The organism is Bacillus sp. V3-13 (assembly GCF_002860165.1).
GTDB lineage: Bacteria > Bacillota > Bacilli > Bacillales > Cytobacillaceae > Bacillus_BJ.
Map to the genome: position 1 here is coordinate 1 of NZ_PGUZ01000038.1, position 15413 is coordinate 15413.

Consider the following 15413-nt stretch of genomic DNA (forward strand, 5'->3'; position numbering starts at 1 on the left):
GACCCGTGGCTTTGCGTCTCCAACTTTCGTCGGATTTGCCTTTATCATTGGTTAATATTGTTGGATTATGTAACTTTTTACCTGGTCATAATCTTACAACATTCGACCTACACTTTCAATATATTCCATGTAATTTTTTGAAAGAAGTAGTCTTTCAGTACCAGAAACATAACCATTAAATATAGTAACAACCGCATTTTTAGTGCGAGTTATTTCAAATTGCCATGAACAAGTCCTCCATGATAACAAAAGACCGAGTCATATCATAGTTCAAGAACTTCCCGACAGATTTCAGGGCTAAGTCCCTCTTAAGAGTAGTTTGCTGCACCAGGCCCTCTGAATTTACCGTCCATTGATATATCATTTCAATATAAATATATTTTTATATGTTTTTACAGACGGTAAAAACCCCTTTCACGATGAAAGGGGTCCTGTCTTTTGCATATTTTGATGATAGACTGATGAATAAACTTCTAAGCTCGTTTCGATCATCAGAAAGCTAGCTTCGTATGCTAAAACCTGTTAAACAATAACCGAAGCAAATAGCGCACGAGTTCCCTTGGATTCGTAATCGCGGATCCATCGGCTTTGAAGAAGTACCATTTGCCGTTAATTTTTATCAGGCCTGTCTGCATAACGCCTTCAGCATTAAAGTAATATTGTTTGCCGGAAATTTTTTGCAAACCGGTTTGCATGTGCCCTTCAGCATTAAAGTAATACCTTTTTCCTTCGATGTCTGCCCAGCCGGTTTTCATTTCACCGGTTGCCGGGTCAAGATAATAGCGTTTGCCGTCACTGTCGAGCCAGCCGGTCCACATCGCACCACGTGCGTTTGGATCGAGGAAGAACCGTTTTCCATCGAGCTCAAGCCAGCCTGTTTTTAAAGCACCGTCCACATTCGGATCAAGATAATACTTTTTGCCTTCAATCTCAACCCAGCCGGTCTGCTTCACGCCATTTTGATCATAGTAATACCAATTTGCACCTGCTTGAACCCAGCCAGTTTGCAGCTGCGGTTCTTCACCGGCAATGATGCGGCCTTCCACCGCCGGAGAAACAGGGCTGTTCTTTTCAAAATAAGTGGATAACACTTCATGATCCACTACGAAAAGCTCCTTAATGCGGCCTTCGTCTTTTGCTTTCTTGAAGACTGTGTAGCCGTCACCGCCATCGGCAACAAATGCGTTGGTTGCAACTGTGTAAGTCTTCGCCAAGTCAATTTTCTCAAAACCTTTATCAGTTTTGACTTCAATCGACCAGACCCGGTCGCCGGCTGGTTTGGCAGGATCGTATTTAAATTTCAGGCCGGAAACCTGCATAAATTTGCCCTGCGCCGTTTCAACCTGGCTTACACTGATCTCCAGAGCCTGCCTGATTTCGTCACCAGTCAAATCAAGTGTTACAAGCTGGTTTTCAAACGGCATGACTGTCAGGATTTCGCCCAATGTGACTTCTCCTGCGTCAATTGAGGCACGAATTCCCCCGCCATTTTGAAAACCAATTTGGGTTGGAACTGATTCATTAGCTTTTTGTACCATCGCATCAGCAATCAGATTCCCAAGATTCGTTTCTTTTGTACGGACATCAGCGCGTTCGCCATTAAGTACCACATTGGAAGAACCAACGACGGTATTCTTAAGCTCATCAAGCGGAGCTCTTAATTCAGCAACACGGGCTGCCGCCTCTGCATCTGCAGCATAGTTTTTCAGATCAAGAAGCTGACCGTTGTGAGATTTAATTACCCCTGCCTCATCGAATGAGACATCAAGCAAGCCCAGATAATATAAATATTCGTTAGCCTGCACGATCAGGGTTGGTTCTGCTTTTTGAACAACTTCAGGTGTTGTCAGTTTTGTATGGGAATGTCCGCCGACAATGACGTCAATTCCATCAACCGTTTCAGCAAGATCCTGGTCAACATTGTAGCCGAGGTGTGAAAGGGCAATGATTTTATTTACTCCTTCCCCTTCAAGCGCTGTAACGGTTTCTTCAGCTTTTTCCATTGCATTTTCAAAAACTACGTCATCAGATGGATTCGCAAGGAAAGATGTTTCCTCTGTTGTTAGTCCAAAGATACCAACTTTTTCGCCTTCAATTTCTTTGACAATGGCCGAATATATGTTTCCGCCTTCTCCAGGACTGCCGATTTGATCTTTAAACAACGGCCCTAATTCAGGATCGGCTGTTACATTTACGTTGGCACTGACCATTGGGAACGTCGCTTCCTTGATAAAATTCGCAAGCGTTGCGGAATCCTTGTCAAATTCATGGTTTCCGAATGTCATAGCATCATAGCGGAGCTTATTCATAAATTCAAGGTCAGCCAGACCTTTATATTGTCTGAAATATAACGTCCCTGACATGACATCCCCGGCGTCAAGAAGCAGTGAATTCTCCTTTTGGCCACGCACTTCGTTTACAGCGGTAATAAGCTTGGGATACTGCTCAACATGTGCATGGCTGTCGTTTGTGTGCATAATCGACAGATCCAGCGGTTTTGGCCCGGCAGGAGCTTTTGAAAGATCAAGCTGCGCCAGCACAGGATCATGGTCGCTGACCCGGCCATGGGCTTCTGTAAACGGCGAGTTGATATGGACAATATCCACTTCCGCCCGTTCAGCAAGATTGTTGGAGACAAGCAGGTGGTCAAGCACCTGGGAATTGCCTTGATAGTTGTACGTAAATCGTTCCGGAGCAGGAACCTTCTCAATCAGATTAGTTAACTCGTTTCCTTTTAATGCCGCCAACGGATTTGAGAATTCAAAATCGTTTAAGTCTCCAAGCACGACCACGTTGGCGTCTGCATTTTTACTTTTTACATCTGCCACAAAGCTGTTGACGGCTTTGGCAATGTCCATCCGTTGTGCTTCACTGCCAAGCACAGGCGGTTGATTTTTCCCAAAAATCGGCTCGTCTCCGCCCTTGGAGTTAAAATGGTTTGCAATAACGATGACTTCTTCACCTTTAAAAATGAATTCAGCTGCTAAAGGTTTGCGGCTTGAAGCAAATGCCGGGTTAGCTGGATCAATTCTCCCGGGATTCAATGTTAGTGAACCATTTTCATAGCCGACAGCCTGTGTTGCAGAACCTTTCGTTCCCTCTGCCAATGAAACACGGGCAGGATTATAAATGTAACCAACGCGGATGTTTCCGCCAGGCGCGCCACCATCTTGATTGTTTTCCGGGGCAATATCAGTCCACTGGTATGCAGGCCCGCCGTTCGCCACGATGGCATCGATAAGAGCCTGGTAGTTTTGTGATGCGTCCGTTGTGCCGTCATTTGTTTCACCGTTATTATCCTGAACCTCGACCAGTCCGATAATGTCAGGAGTGCCCAGATTTTGAACAATCGATTTAGCGATCTTATCTGTTTTAACCGCATTTGCAGCCGTGTAGTTCTCCATGTTGTAGGTGGCGACCGTCAGCTTATCTTCATCTTTTGCAATTTGCGATACTTCACGCTCATATTCACTTTCGACAAGCGGCGGAAGAGCTGCTTTATCGGTCAGGATTTTATAATTCTGGAATGAGTAGCTTACTACCCCGGTGACTGTACCATTGAATTTGTCACCTGTTTTGGAAACAAAATTTCTGTCCCCGAATAACAGGTGAAGTCTTTCCGGATTTGCATTATCCTTTGCAAGCGGAATTCCGCCAGGGGTCGTATATACTTTGCCTTCGACTTTTTCTGTGATGACAGGAACTTCCCCATATTTTTGCGGTGCGACAGCCGTTGGACTTTCCAACGCTACACGCATACCTTCCAGGCTTTCGTAAAAATCAATTCCATCCTGTTCTGGATCAAAAGTGCCGAATTGATCATTATCCACGACCTGTGTTGGAGGCTTGACATCTTTGCCAATCACAAGCGGTGCCGGAAGCTCTTGTCCCGATGCTATTTTTGTAACAGAACCATCCTGCGCATTGATTTCTGTCATTGCAAGGTCTGTTTGCAGCTTGTCACTGTAACCGTCCAGAACCCACTCTTTAACAAGTCCATTGACAGCTACAGAATCTCCTGCCTGTGCATTATGGCTCGGTTTATAAACAAGAATTCCCTCCGATGTTTTCGAGTTTTCATCTGGAGTTGGGTCCTGCATATAGAAATTACTTGCATTCACGACATGGGTGACGATGCCTTCTACACCTTTTACATTCTGGTCCTTGTAAGGAGAATTGTGGCCCGCGCCCTGGATGTCATTGATTTCGAGGCCTTCAACACCGGAAAAAGGAGGTGGATCTGCCGGGTCCGATGGAGGCGCTTCAAAGGATATAGCTGACGGACTTTGCAATCCTGGAACTCCAAAATAATTCATTAACTTTCCGGTAACAAATACTTGTTTGCCAAGGTTCTCAGGTTTTGAAGCCAATCCAAATTCGCTTCTGTACGCTGAAGTCAGCTGAACTGGAAGAATTTTTTTAACATCCCGCTCATTTGGACTGTCTGCGATTGCAAAATTTGTATCACTGGTGAAAGGGCCTTCAAATTGATATGACGGAGCATTGCTTTTTGTATACCCAACGATATACCCCTTCACTGTCGCGGTTCCAGAATTGTTGGCAATCGCCTGTTTAACCGTGATCGGCTCAGCCGCACTGGCATTCGGTGCGAAAGGGAGGATATAACTTGCTAACAACATCATAATGGCAGTTAATATAAACCATTGTTTCTTGATTATTTTCAAGGCCAATTCCTCCATATATAGTAGATTGTTTACTTGTAAATCGATTATTACACCAAGGTTCTAGAGATCATGGCAGAACGAAATCATGAAAATTGACACTAGTCCATTTTGTCGGAATCATTGCCGGGCACAACTTAGCCTCTGTCTCTTCAAAAAACGACATATTTTAAAACTACAATTTTGTGATTAGTGAACCACCTCTTTATTTGAAAGAGTGAAATCTTTCATAAGTAATTTTTTCCGTAATCATTTTAAGATAAAAAAAGGCCGGAATCTACAGCTTTTCGTCCATTTACGAATTTTTCATAATATTTTTACAATATTTAAGAAAAAAGTCCCAAATCCTTATTGTATAAGAAAGTATCCATTTTCCTACTGAAACAAATTAATAGTATCTTTTATCACATCCAAGAAAAAATTCCTTAAATGTATGGTTGACGATTCATTTGATTGGAACGAAAGAAGCCTCAACTCTTTTTTGTTGAAAGGAATCGAGGCTTTGCATTATGATTAAAGATTTTTTTCGTTAAAGCGTGTTAGAGAAATGAGGTCTTCCCAGGTTTGGCTCATATTTAAATCAGTTTCTGCTTCCTGTGTTCCATTATATGAGTTAAAATGCCTCGTGTTTGTATGAACCTTCCTTTAAATTGTGAGTACTTTTCTCAGGAGGTAACCTTAACCTCGGACTCATAAAAAACAAGCTCAATACCGTTCTCTTTCGCATATTCCTGGTAATTTTCAGCCGGTATCCTATCGGTTATGAGATAATCAATTTCATCCAAACCGCAATAAGTCATCAAAGCATATTTATCAAATTTCTGATGATCGACCAGTAAATAAACCTCTGAGCTTCTTTCCACCACTGTTTTCTTCAATTCGCTTTCAAGCGGTGATGAATTCGTCACTCCATTGGATATTGAAATGCCGGTTGAAGCCATGAACGCTTTGTTGATATTATAGTTCTTGATTAAATCCATATTTTTAAAGCTGGCGAACGACTTTGTTTTGCGCTCAAGCACGCCGCCCGTGGATATCACATTTAAATTCTCATAGGGGAGAGCATTAATCACCACATCGAGATTATTCGTAATAATCGTCACATCTTTTGTTTTCAAAAACTCGACCATTTCCAATGTTGTCGTCCCTGAATCTATATAAATAATGTCTCCATCTTCAACATAGCCGGCGGCTAATTTACCGATCAATTCCTTTTCGTGTTGATTGCGTGTTTTTCTTTCGTGAAATGATTCCAGTGTTGTATGGTTCACCGCTACTCCGCCATAAACCTTTTTAATTTCTCCGAGATCAACGAGCTCCTGAATATCGCGCCTGATCGTGTTTTTCGATACATCAAATACTTCAACCAGTTCATCCAGAGAGACTGTCTGATGCTCAAACACATATTCTTTAATCTGTCTAATACGTTTTGTTTTTAACATTACCATCCACCCTTGTATACTCTTATGTCCATTCTTGACTTGGTGACTTTTCATTATTTTTCACAAAATATCAGTGTTGTATAGCCAATATATGATCCTTATGACAATTATCCCACTCCCGGCAGGATATTGCCATAGACCATACCACATTGAAATGTCTTATTTTGTAATTCACTGCCCAACTAACAATCTTTGATATCCAGCCTTGTTAAGAAGCAATAGGGATGTCTTACTTCATTTTTAAGACATCCCCCATTTCCTATGCTTTAAAACTCGTTTTAAATTCTTTCATTTTCTCTTTAACGGTTGCCGTGATTGCGTGCCTGCCTGGAGCGATGATTGTTTGCGGATCGTAAACCTGGCTGTCGCTACTCAGCAATTGGCGGACAGCCTGCGCCCATGCCTGGATGCATTCAGTATTTACATTGATTTTCGCGTGGCCAAGTTCAATCGCCTTCTGGATTTGATAGCCGGGAATTCCGGAACCTCCATGCAGGACAAGCGGGATATTCGTCATCTCCGCTATTTGCTTCATCTCGGCAAAACCCAATTTTGGTTCACCCTGATATGGTCCATGAACGGAACCAAGCGCGGCTGCCAAAGCATCTATCCCCGTTTCCTGTACAATGCGCAGGCATTCGTCGGGGTCTGCGTATTTGATGCCGCCAGTAATTCCATCTTCCGTGCCGCCAACTGATCCAACTTCTGCTTCCACTGACACTTGCTTTGGGCTTGCATAGTCAACAACCTGTTTGGTCATGGCGATATTTTCATCAATCGGGTAATGGGAGCCGTCAAACATCACAGAGCTAAACCCTGCATCAATCGCTTGCTTGCATCTTTCCACAGTCCTGCCGTGATCCAGATGCAGCGCCACCGGAACGGTTATCGACATTTCTTCTACAAGTCCTTTAATCATGGCCACAATCGTTTTAAAGCCGCCTAAATAATCGACTAGTCTGTCGGAAGCCGCCACAATGACAGGAGCGCGTTCTTCTTCAGCAGCCTGCAAAAAAGCTTGTGCCGACTCGAGGTTGTTAATATTATATTGCCCGACTGCGTAGCTGCCTTCTTTCGCTTTTAAAAGCATTTCTTTCATGGATACCAATGTCACTTCATAGCACCTCCCATCAACAAAATAGCCAATCATTTATGCAAAATCATAATACTTGGTGACAACACTAATCGTGGTTTCTTTCGCTGTCTTAATTGCTTCTTCCGCATCCAATTGATAATATTCGGGCCGGAATAATTCAACAGACACCACTTCCGAGAAACCAATCTCCTTCAGCGCCGATAAAATGCCGTGCAAGTCAACCGCACCCAAGCCAGGCCAGACCCGGTCTTCATCCGTCAGGAAACCGATTGGAAAATCTTCCGTATCATCGATATGTAAAATAAAGATTTTCGATCCGTCTGCTTTTTTCAAATCTTCCAGATTCGATCCCATCGCGTGAAAGTGAAAACAATCGAGTACCAATCCGACATTTTCACGATTAATGGTTTCGACAATATCGTAAGCCTGGCCGAATGTATTGACTGTACACTGGGGATGGCCGACAAATTCAACTGCTATTTTTATCCCGTAAGGCTTTGCAATATCCGACAGCTCTTTCAGCACTTCTACACAGCTGTTTTTAATGTCTTTTTTTAATATTTTTTCTTCCGTTACGAGCGGAACAGCCACCACATATTTAGCGCCCAGCTTTTGAGCCGTTTCCACCATCTGCTTAAATTCATCGATAATTTCCTTGTAGCCGGCTTCATCGCGGTTATTAAAGAAAACTAAAGCATTAAACGCCAACGGCTTTATATGATGCGTATCAAAGAAGCGCGCCAAATCATCAATTGAGTTCTCTTTTAAATATTCGGGCAATTTATCCATCGTGCGAATTTCGATATAATCGTAGCCATGTTTGTTGCAATACTCCAAGTCTTTGGCGAGGTTGGAGTTTTCCAATGTCGTAGCTTGGTTAAAACAAAGTTTCACCAAAACCCTCTCCTTTTATTGATAGGATGCCATCCCCATGCCTTCTTTGATTTTTTGCAGCATAAATCTGCTTGATTCATCGGCTTTATCGATCCAGGCAAATACGGAGCTTGTGCAAATGCCGTCAAATTCCATTTCCCTCAGTTTTCTAAAGATCGTGTCGAAATCAACTTCCCCTTCACCGATATTCAAATGCTGGTGAATCGTTGCTTCAGCACCCGGCGGATTGACGATATAACGCAATCCTTGCGCTGCCTTATGGTTGAATGTATCCGCAAATAATACATGGGTTAACCGGTTACCGGCATAGTCAAACATTGGCGCAATATCGCCGACGCCGTCATCATAAAAGAATGTATGGGCTGTTGAATAAACAAGGTTGATCCACGGCCGGTCAAGGGCACGGATCATATCAACTGCACCTTGGTTGGTTTCAATAAAATCATACGGATGCGCTTGAAGATTTAATTTGACCCCTTCTCGTTCAAACACCGGGATTAGCTCATCCATCGATTTAATAAATTTTTCTTCACAAATGACGGCTTCATATTTCGAACCGTTAAACTCACTGTTCATCAGATCGACTTCGAGCTCAACAGCTACTTCAATCGCGCGCTTCCAATTGCGGACGGCCGCCTGGCGCCGTTCTTCATCCGGGCCGGCCCAATAGTATAACGGCAGCAAAGATGAAATTTGGACACCGGCGTCTTTCAACCATCTCTTCAGGTTTTTAATTTGTTCTCTATCAACTTTCGGATATTTGTAGAAAGGGCAAAAATCTTCACGGGGTGACAATTCGATATACTCATAGCCCAATTCCGCTACCTTATCAACCATTTCTTTTAAAGATAATTTCATATACATAGTTGGATCCAAAGCAATTTTCACTGTTCATTCCTCCGCTTTCTCATTTTTATAAAAATACTAGACTTTGCTCGTTACATTGTTTTGATAAAAATCAGGTTTTTCCCCGAGCGTGATTGTTTCCCTTTGTCCTGATTGCTGCGCTTTCACACACGCATCTGCCGTTACAGCTGCAATATAACCATCCCATGCGGTTGGCCCGGCAGGCTCACCTGTATGCTTGATAGAATCCATGAACGCTTGCAGCTCTTTGTCATAAGCGTCGATAAACCGCTGCTTCCAATCCATTAAGATATTAGTGCCAAGTTTGGCTTCTTTTCGCATAATGATGCTTGAGACTTCCGGCAATCTGACAATCCCTTCTTCCCCGATCACTTCGCACTGAATGTCATAGCCGTATTTGCAATTGACAAACACTTCGGCATTGATCGTAATCCCGCTGTTTGTTTCGAGCATGATGATTTGCGGATCCTGCAAATGTTCGGATGCATGCTTTGTTTTCTTCGGAAACATCACTTGAACTGATTTATAATCATCATTGACCAGCCAGTGCAGGGCATCAATTTCGTGAATCAATGTATCTGTAATCGCCATATCTGTTGTATAGCTGTCGGGAACTTCCGGGTTGCGGTGGGCACACTGGATCATCAGCGGTTCGCCAATAAAATTGTTGTCGATCGCTTCTTTTAATTGCACGTAACCGCTGTCATAGCGGCGCATAAATCCTACTTGCACGAGGCGCTTCCCATGCCTCATTTCTGCCTTGACAATTCTCTTGCAGCCTTCCGCTGTCGTGGCGAGCGGTTTTTCACAGAAAACATATTTGCCGGCTTCAATCGCTGCCAGTACACTTTGTTCATGTGCCGGACCCCAGCTTGCGACGAGTACTGCATCAACGTTTTCCGCGGCAATAAGTTCTTTATCATCCGGGTATACGACTGCATCGGGTACCAGCTCTTCGACCACTTCATTTGCGGCAGCTTGATTCACATCAGTGACTGCGACAATTTTTCCTCCCGATAACGTGTTGGTGATTCTCTTAATATGCTCCCTGCCAATCGCCCCGGTTCCGATCACACCAATTTTTAAAGTCATAATCGTCCTCCTGATTTGATTATTAGTTGCTAATTTATTTTAGTTGCACGTCTACCTGTGGAATATCTGCGTGTTGAACGTCTGCTTCATTTGCACTGTCCTGTGCAGCCCGGTCATGATAGGTGCGGAAGTTATGCTCCAGCTGCTCGAGTGTAAGTCCCCTTGTTTCCGGCAAGTATTTTTTCACAAATGCGATTGCCGCGAGACCGAGAACTACGAAGACGAAGAATGTTGTCGACAAACCGACCTTGTCTAATAATACCGGGAACGTCAAGCCAATCAGGAAATTTACGATCCAGAGGCAAAATACGGTAACGCCCATCCCGAGACCCCGCAGTCGCAGCGGAAAAATTTCCGACAGCATCAGCCATGTTACCGGTGAAATCGCTCCCTGCTGGAAAGCCAGAAATGTAACTGTCAGGGTGAGCACAATATATGGAAGCGCGGCAGACCCTTCAAGCATGAGTGAAAATACCCCGATCAGCAAAAGTGCCGACGTCGTTCCGATCAGGCCGGTTATCAGCATTGGCCGACGTCCGACCTTGCCGAGGAGCCAGATCCCGACGAAGGTGGCTAAAACCGAGATCACACCGTTGGCAATGTTGCCGATAAGTGCGGCCTCCGTCTGGAAGCCGGCATCTTTGAGGATTTCAGTGCCATAGTACATAATCGAGTTGACACCGGTAATTTGCTGGACGATGGCAATTCCAATCCCAAGAAAGACGATACGGCGCACCCACGGCACAGCCAGATCCTTAAAGGTTGCTTTAGCAATCCCCGACTCTTCGGCGATCGCTGCCTCAATTTCGCCGAGCTCCGATTTTGCCCGTTTCTCCTCACGTATTTTCCGGAGGACACTCAGTGCATCCCGATTGTTCCCTTTGGACACAAGCCAACGCGGGCTCTCCGGTACTTTCATCATGCCAAAGAACAGGAAAACCGCCGGCAGTGCCGCAATCGCCAGCATGTACCGCCAAACATGCGAGCTGTCACTCATTGTGTTGCCAATAATAGCGTTGAAGGTAAAGGCCAATAATTGTCCGGAAACGATCATCAACTCGTTCTGGGTCACCATCCGGCCACGGCTCTCAGCGGGAGACATTTCCGCCAAAAAGGCCGGAACAGTTACTGACGCGCCTCCTACAGCAAGCCCGAGCAAAAACCGAAAGATCACCATCACAGTGACGTTCGGCGCAAGGGTACATCCAAGCGTGGCAACAAAGAACAATACGGCAAGATAAAGGATGCTTTTGCGGCGGCCGTTATAATCTGCGAGCCGGCCGCCGAACACGGCACCAAGTGCGGCTCCAAACAGAAGTGAACTCGTAACAAGACCTGATGTGAATGAGTTGAGAGCAAGCTGATCCGCTTCAGACATATAAGGCAGAGCACCGTTAATGACACCGGTGTCGTATCCGAAAAGAAGCCCGCCAAATGTCGAAACGAGGATAATGATACGCAAGAACGACTTTTGGCTTACCTGTTGATTCATGTCAATTTCTCCTCCCCTTTCTTTTCTCAATGGACAAGCAATTTTTCGTCTATATATTTCCGGGTCAATAACGCATATTCCAATGGATTGGCTACAGATGGATCCTGCTCGGCTTCAATCACAATCCACCCCTTGTAATTGTGATCGAGCAGCTTCTGATACGGTTTTGTAAAATCAATGCAGCCATCTCCAGGCACCGTAAACATCCCGCATAAGAATGACTCACGGAATGACCTGCCCTCTTTCTTGCATTCATCGAGCACTTTTCTTCTCGCATCTTTAAAATGAACATGTTTAATCCGGTCAATGTGCTTGTTTAATAGAGTCATATAATCACCGTCGGAAACGTAGATATGCCCTGTGTCATAAAGTAAATGCACATAGTTTTCATCCGTGTTTTCCATGAGCCGGTCGATTTCGGCCAATGTTTGGATACCGGTCCCCATATGATGGTGATAGACTAATTTCAAGCCATATTGCCCGGCGATTTTTCCTAATTCGTTTAATCCCGAACATAACTGCTCCCATTCGGCATCGGTGAAGTATGGCTTTTCGGAAAAGACGTTCTTATCGGTACTCTGCACGCTGTAGGTCTGCTCCGAAACCACCGCTACATTCGCATTCACTTCATGCAAGTATTGGCAATGCTGATGGAAGGCTTTCGTTGCCTCTTCGATGCCGTCACGAATGATAAAACTGCTGAACCACTGGCCTGCGACTTTCAGGTTTCGAAGTTTGAGTTCTTTGTTTAAGACTTTTGGTTCAGGAAAAAAACCGCCAACTTCGGTCCCTTGAAAACCTGCCACGACAATATCGCTTAATAGTTGCTGCAATGTATTCTCTGCACCAATTTCCGGCATATCATCATTGCGCCAGCCGATCGGGGCAATGCCCCATAAGATACCTTGATCTTTCATCATTTGTCCCCTTCTCTCAATATTGTTTCGCAGTCTGCAGTTTCTGCTGTTTCGCCTCAAATGCTTTTTGGACATTTTCTTGTTCAGATACTTCAGCAACACCGACATGCCACCAGGCATCATAGCCATTTGTCATCGTCTTTGGAAGCACTTTCATTTCTATCAGCGTGGATACACTCTGGTTCTTCGCATCTTCGAGGGCTGCTTTCAATTCTTCTGCCGTATTGGCACGATATGCTTTAGCACCGTATCCTTCAGCGACTTTCGCGTAATCAATGTTCATGATTCGGTTGTCATGCGTCCTGAATTCACAAAAATAGCTGCCGCTGCCGTGTTCCATTTGCAAATTGCTGATACAACCAAAACCCGAATTGTCAAATAGAAGGATATTAATCTTTTGATTATATTGAATCGCGGTGATCAATTCCGAGTGCAGCATGAGAAAACTGCCGTCGCCGACCATCGAGTACACTTCTTTATCCGGGTGGGCCAATTTTAACCCCAATGTTCCGGATATTTCATAACCCATGCACGAATAGCCGTATTCAAGATGGTATGTGTTAGGGACAGTCGAATGCCATAGACGCTGAAGGTCTCCGGGCAGTGATCCTGCCGAACCGATGATGATGCTGTCGGGATCAATCGTGTCGTTGATCGTAATTAATGCTGTCGTTTGTGCAAATTCGGTGTTTAAAGCATCTGCATATTCATTGAGCACTTCTTGCGGGAACTGGCCTTTTATTTCCGGGTTAAAGCTCTCGCGGCTAAATGTCACTTTGCCCAGCCGGTCGCGTTCTGCCAGCCATTCTCCTTTCAATTCGGTGATCGTATCGCCAAATTCACTTTTGTATTCCTCCAGCATCGGGGACAATTGCTCCAAAGTGGTCCTTGCATCGGCGACAACCTGGAAAGCATCCAATTTATATGCCTGCAAGCGGCTGACATTGATGTTCAGGAATTTTGTTGTATTAAAATTGAAGGCTGTTTTCGATGAGGTAGTAAAATCTGTATACCTGGTGCCAATCCCAATGATCAGGTCCGCCTGGCGTGCCGCTTTATTGGCTGCCAATGTTCCGGTAATCCCCATGCCGCCCAAATTATTTTTAAATGTCGACTCTACCGTTGATTTGCCGGCCTGTGTCTCGACAAGCGGGATGTTGTGCTTTTCGGAAAGCGACATTAAAATATCGCGGGCTTCGGAATATTTCGTACCGCCGCCAACAATGATCAGCGGTTTTTTGCTTGCCTTGATCAATTCTGCTGCGCCCTGTAATTCACGTTCGGTCGGCAATTTGCGATCGAGATAATGGACCCGCCTTTCGAAGAAGGCCTCTTCAAAATCAAATGCTTCCCCTTCAACATCCTGTGAAATGCAGATTGTGGCCGGACCTGCTTTTCCCGGATCCGTCATCACTTCAAAAGCGCGGATCAAACTGGTCATCAGCTGTTCAGGACGGGTGATGCGGTCCCAATATCTCGAAACCGGTTTGAGTGCATCATTTGTAGTGACGGAGGCGCTATATTCCTGTTCAACCTGTTGCAACACCGGATCAGGCTGGCGCGTCGCAAACGTATCCGCCGGGAGCAGGAGCACAGGAATATTGTTGGAAAGGGCTGTACCAGCTGCAGCTGCCAGGTTGGCTGACCCCGGCCCAACTGAAGTGGTGACTGCATAAATTTTTTGCCGGAGCATTTGTTTGCTGTAAGCGATGGCCGCATGTGCCATGCCTTGTTCATTTTTCCCCTGGACCACTTTCAGATGGCCCGGATCCTGTTCCAGAGCCTGGCCAATCCCCAGCACATTCCCGTGTCCGAATACATTGAAAATTCCTTCGACAAACGGAAACTCCTTGCCGTCAACATGAAGATATTGCTGGTTCAAAAATTTGATTAACGCTTGTGCCGTTGTTAACCTGATTGTTCCCATCGGTTTCTCACCTCTAATTTCATTTAAGATCTTTCGGCGATTAATTGCTCAATCTCTTCGACGGTCGGCATCGCTTCTGAAGAACTATGCTTGCTTACTACAATGGAAGCTGACGCACTGCCGTATTTTAAAGCGGTTCCAATTTCTTTGCCGCTGATTAACGCGTATAAGAAAGCCGAAGCGTATGAATCACCAGCACCAAACGTTTTTAACACTTTTGTCGGATACGCCTGGCCTTTGAATGTTTGACCCGACTTTGTATAGGCATATGAACCTTCCACACCATGTTTAATGACGAGCAGTTCGGGCGAATGCTTAAACAAATAGCTGACCGTTTCTTCGTTGTTTCCTTCTTTTATGTTTTCGAGCACATCGTATTCGTCACGGGTGCCAATCACAACATCTGCCTGCTCAGCCACCAATGAATAATAAACAGCTGTTTCCTCAGCAGAATTCCATGAATACGGGCGGTAATCCAATTCAAAAACAACTTTGACATTATTTTTCCTGGCCAGGCTGACGGCTTTCAAAACCGCTTCCCTGGATGGGCTCTTTGACAAAGCTGTCCCTGACACAAGCAGGATTTTTGCTTTTTTTATGTAGTCCTCATCAACTTCGGAAGGTGCCAGATACAGGTCTGCGACGTTCTCCCGGTACATAAGGATGCTGCACTCTTCCGGACTCTTAATCTCTGTAAATGCCAATCCTGTCTTATGTCCTTCTTTATCTATGACAAGATTTGATGTATCAATTCCGGCGCCGCGCATATATTGCTCGATAAAGCGTCCATGCTGGTCATCGGAAATTTTGCCGATAAATCCGGCTTTTAAGCCCAGCTTGGAGCTGCCAATCGCAATATTTGCCGGCGAACCGCCGACATATTTTGTAAATGTCATTGTTTCTTCCATTGGGCGGTTATACTCAGTCGCATTTAAATCGATACATGCGCGGCCAATCGCAATAATGTCATATTCTCTTTCGGCATTGAATTCATATTTCATCCC

Annotated in this window: 10 protein-coding genes and 1 riboswitch; all 10 genes read right to left on the reverse strand. The window is 44.7% G+C overall.

Annotated features, from left to right (window positions below; genetic code table 11):
* Window positions 1–50, reverse strand: a riboswitch (cyclic di-GMP riboswitch). This riboswitch is flagged as partial in the annotation.
* 462 nt (window positions 51–512) lie between these two features.
* The 10 genes from CU633_RS14070 to iolC all read right to left on the reverse strand — a co-directional run bounded on the left by CU633_RS14070 (window position 513) and on the right by iolC (window position 15410).
* Window positions 513–4685, reverse strand: a complete 4173-nt coding sequence (locus CU633_RS14070; protein ID WP_142383415.1) for a 5'-nucleotidase C-terminal domain-containing protein — start codon at window positions 4683–4685, stop codon at window positions 513–515.
* A gap of 662 nt (window positions 4686–5347) precedes the next feature.
* Window positions 5348–6124, reverse strand: a complete 777-nt coding sequence (locus CU633_RS14075; protein ID WP_101661229.1) for a DeoR/GlpR family DNA-binding transcription regulator — start codon at window positions 6122–6124, stop codon at window positions 5348–5350.
* Window positions 6125–6383: 259 nt separating this feature from the next.
* Complete coding sequence (fba, locus tag CU633_RS14080) at window positions 6384–7238, reverse strand: class II fructose-1,6-bisphosphate aldolase (RefSeq protein WP_101661230.1); 855 nt, start codon at window positions 7236–7238, stop codon at window positions 6384–6386.
* Window positions 7239–7274: 36 nt separating this feature from the next.
* Window positions 7275–8114, reverse strand: a complete 840-nt coding sequence (gene iolI / locus CU633_RS14085) for a 2-keto-myo-inositol isomerase (RefSeq protein ID WP_101661231.1) — start codon at window positions 8112–8114, stop codon at window positions 7275–7277.
* 15 nt (window positions 8115–8129) lie between these two features.
* Window positions 8130–9002 carry a sugar phosphate isomerase/epimerase family protein gene (locus CU633_RS14090; RefSeq protein WP_101661232.1) on the reverse strand — a complete coding sequence of 291 codons (873 nt, stop codon included), beginning with the start codon at window positions 9000–9002 and terminating at the stop codon, window positions 8130–8132.
* A gap of 36 nt (window positions 9003–9038) precedes the next feature.
* Entirely contained in the window at window positions 9039–10073 is a 1035-nt protein-coding gene (locus tag CU633_RS14095) for a Gfo/Idh/MocA family protein (protein ID WP_101661233.1), read from the reverse strand.
* A 34-nt stretch (window positions 10074–10107) separates the two neighbouring features.
* Window positions 10108–11565 (reverse strand): sugar porter family MFS transporter, encoded by a 1458-nt coding sequence (locus CU633_RS14100; RefSeq protein WP_101661234.1) that lies wholly within the window; start codon window positions 11563–11565, stop codon window positions 10108–10110.
* A 26-nt stretch (window positions 11566–11591) separates the two neighbouring features.
* Entirely contained in the window at window positions 11592–12482 is an 891-nt protein-coding gene (gene iolE / locus CU633_RS14105) for a myo-inosose-2 dehydratase (protein WP_180954973.1), read from the reverse strand.
* 16 nt (window positions 12483–12498) lie between these two features.
* Window positions 12499–14409: a 3D-(3,5/4)-trihydroxycyclohexane-1,2-dione acylhydrolase (decyclizing) gene (gene iolD, locus CU633_RS14110; RefSeq protein WP_101661236.1), complete on the reverse strand. Its 1911-nt coding sequence runs from the start codon at window positions 14407–14409 to the stop codon at window positions 12499–12501.
* A gap of 23 nt (window positions 14410–14432) precedes the next feature.
* Window positions 14433–15410: a 5-dehydro-2-deoxygluconokinase gene (iolC, locus tag CU633_RS14115; RefSeq protein ID WP_101661237.1), complete on the reverse strand. Its 978-nt coding sequence runs from the start codon at window positions 15408–15410 to the stop codon at window positions 14433–14435.
* Between the last annotated feature and the right edge of the window lie 3 nt (window positions 15411–15413).

Coding starts and splice junctions, on each gene's coding strand:
- iolE (WP_180954973.1), bottom strand. CDS start 12,482: ATGAAAGATCAAGGTATCTTATGGGGCATTGCCCCGATCGGCTGGCGC.
- CU633_RS14100 (WP_101661234.1), bottom strand. CDS start 11,565: ATGAATCAACAGGTAAGCCAAAAGTCGTTCTTGCGTATCATTATCCTC.
- CU633_RS14075 (WP_101661229.1), bottom strand. CDS start 6,124: ATGTTAAAAACAAAACGTATTAGACAGATTAAAGAATATGTGTTTGAG.
- iolD (WP_101661236.1), bottom strand. CDS start 14,409: ATGGGAACAATCAGGTTAACAACGGCACAAGCGTTAATCAAATTTTTG.
- iolC (WP_101661237.1), bottom strand. CDS start 15,410: ATGAAATATGAATTCAATGCCGAAAGAGAATATGACATTATTGCGATT.
- CU633_RS14095 (WP_101661233.1), bottom strand. CDS start 10,073: ATGACTTTAAAAATTGGTGTGATCGGAACCGGGGCGATTGGCAGGGAG.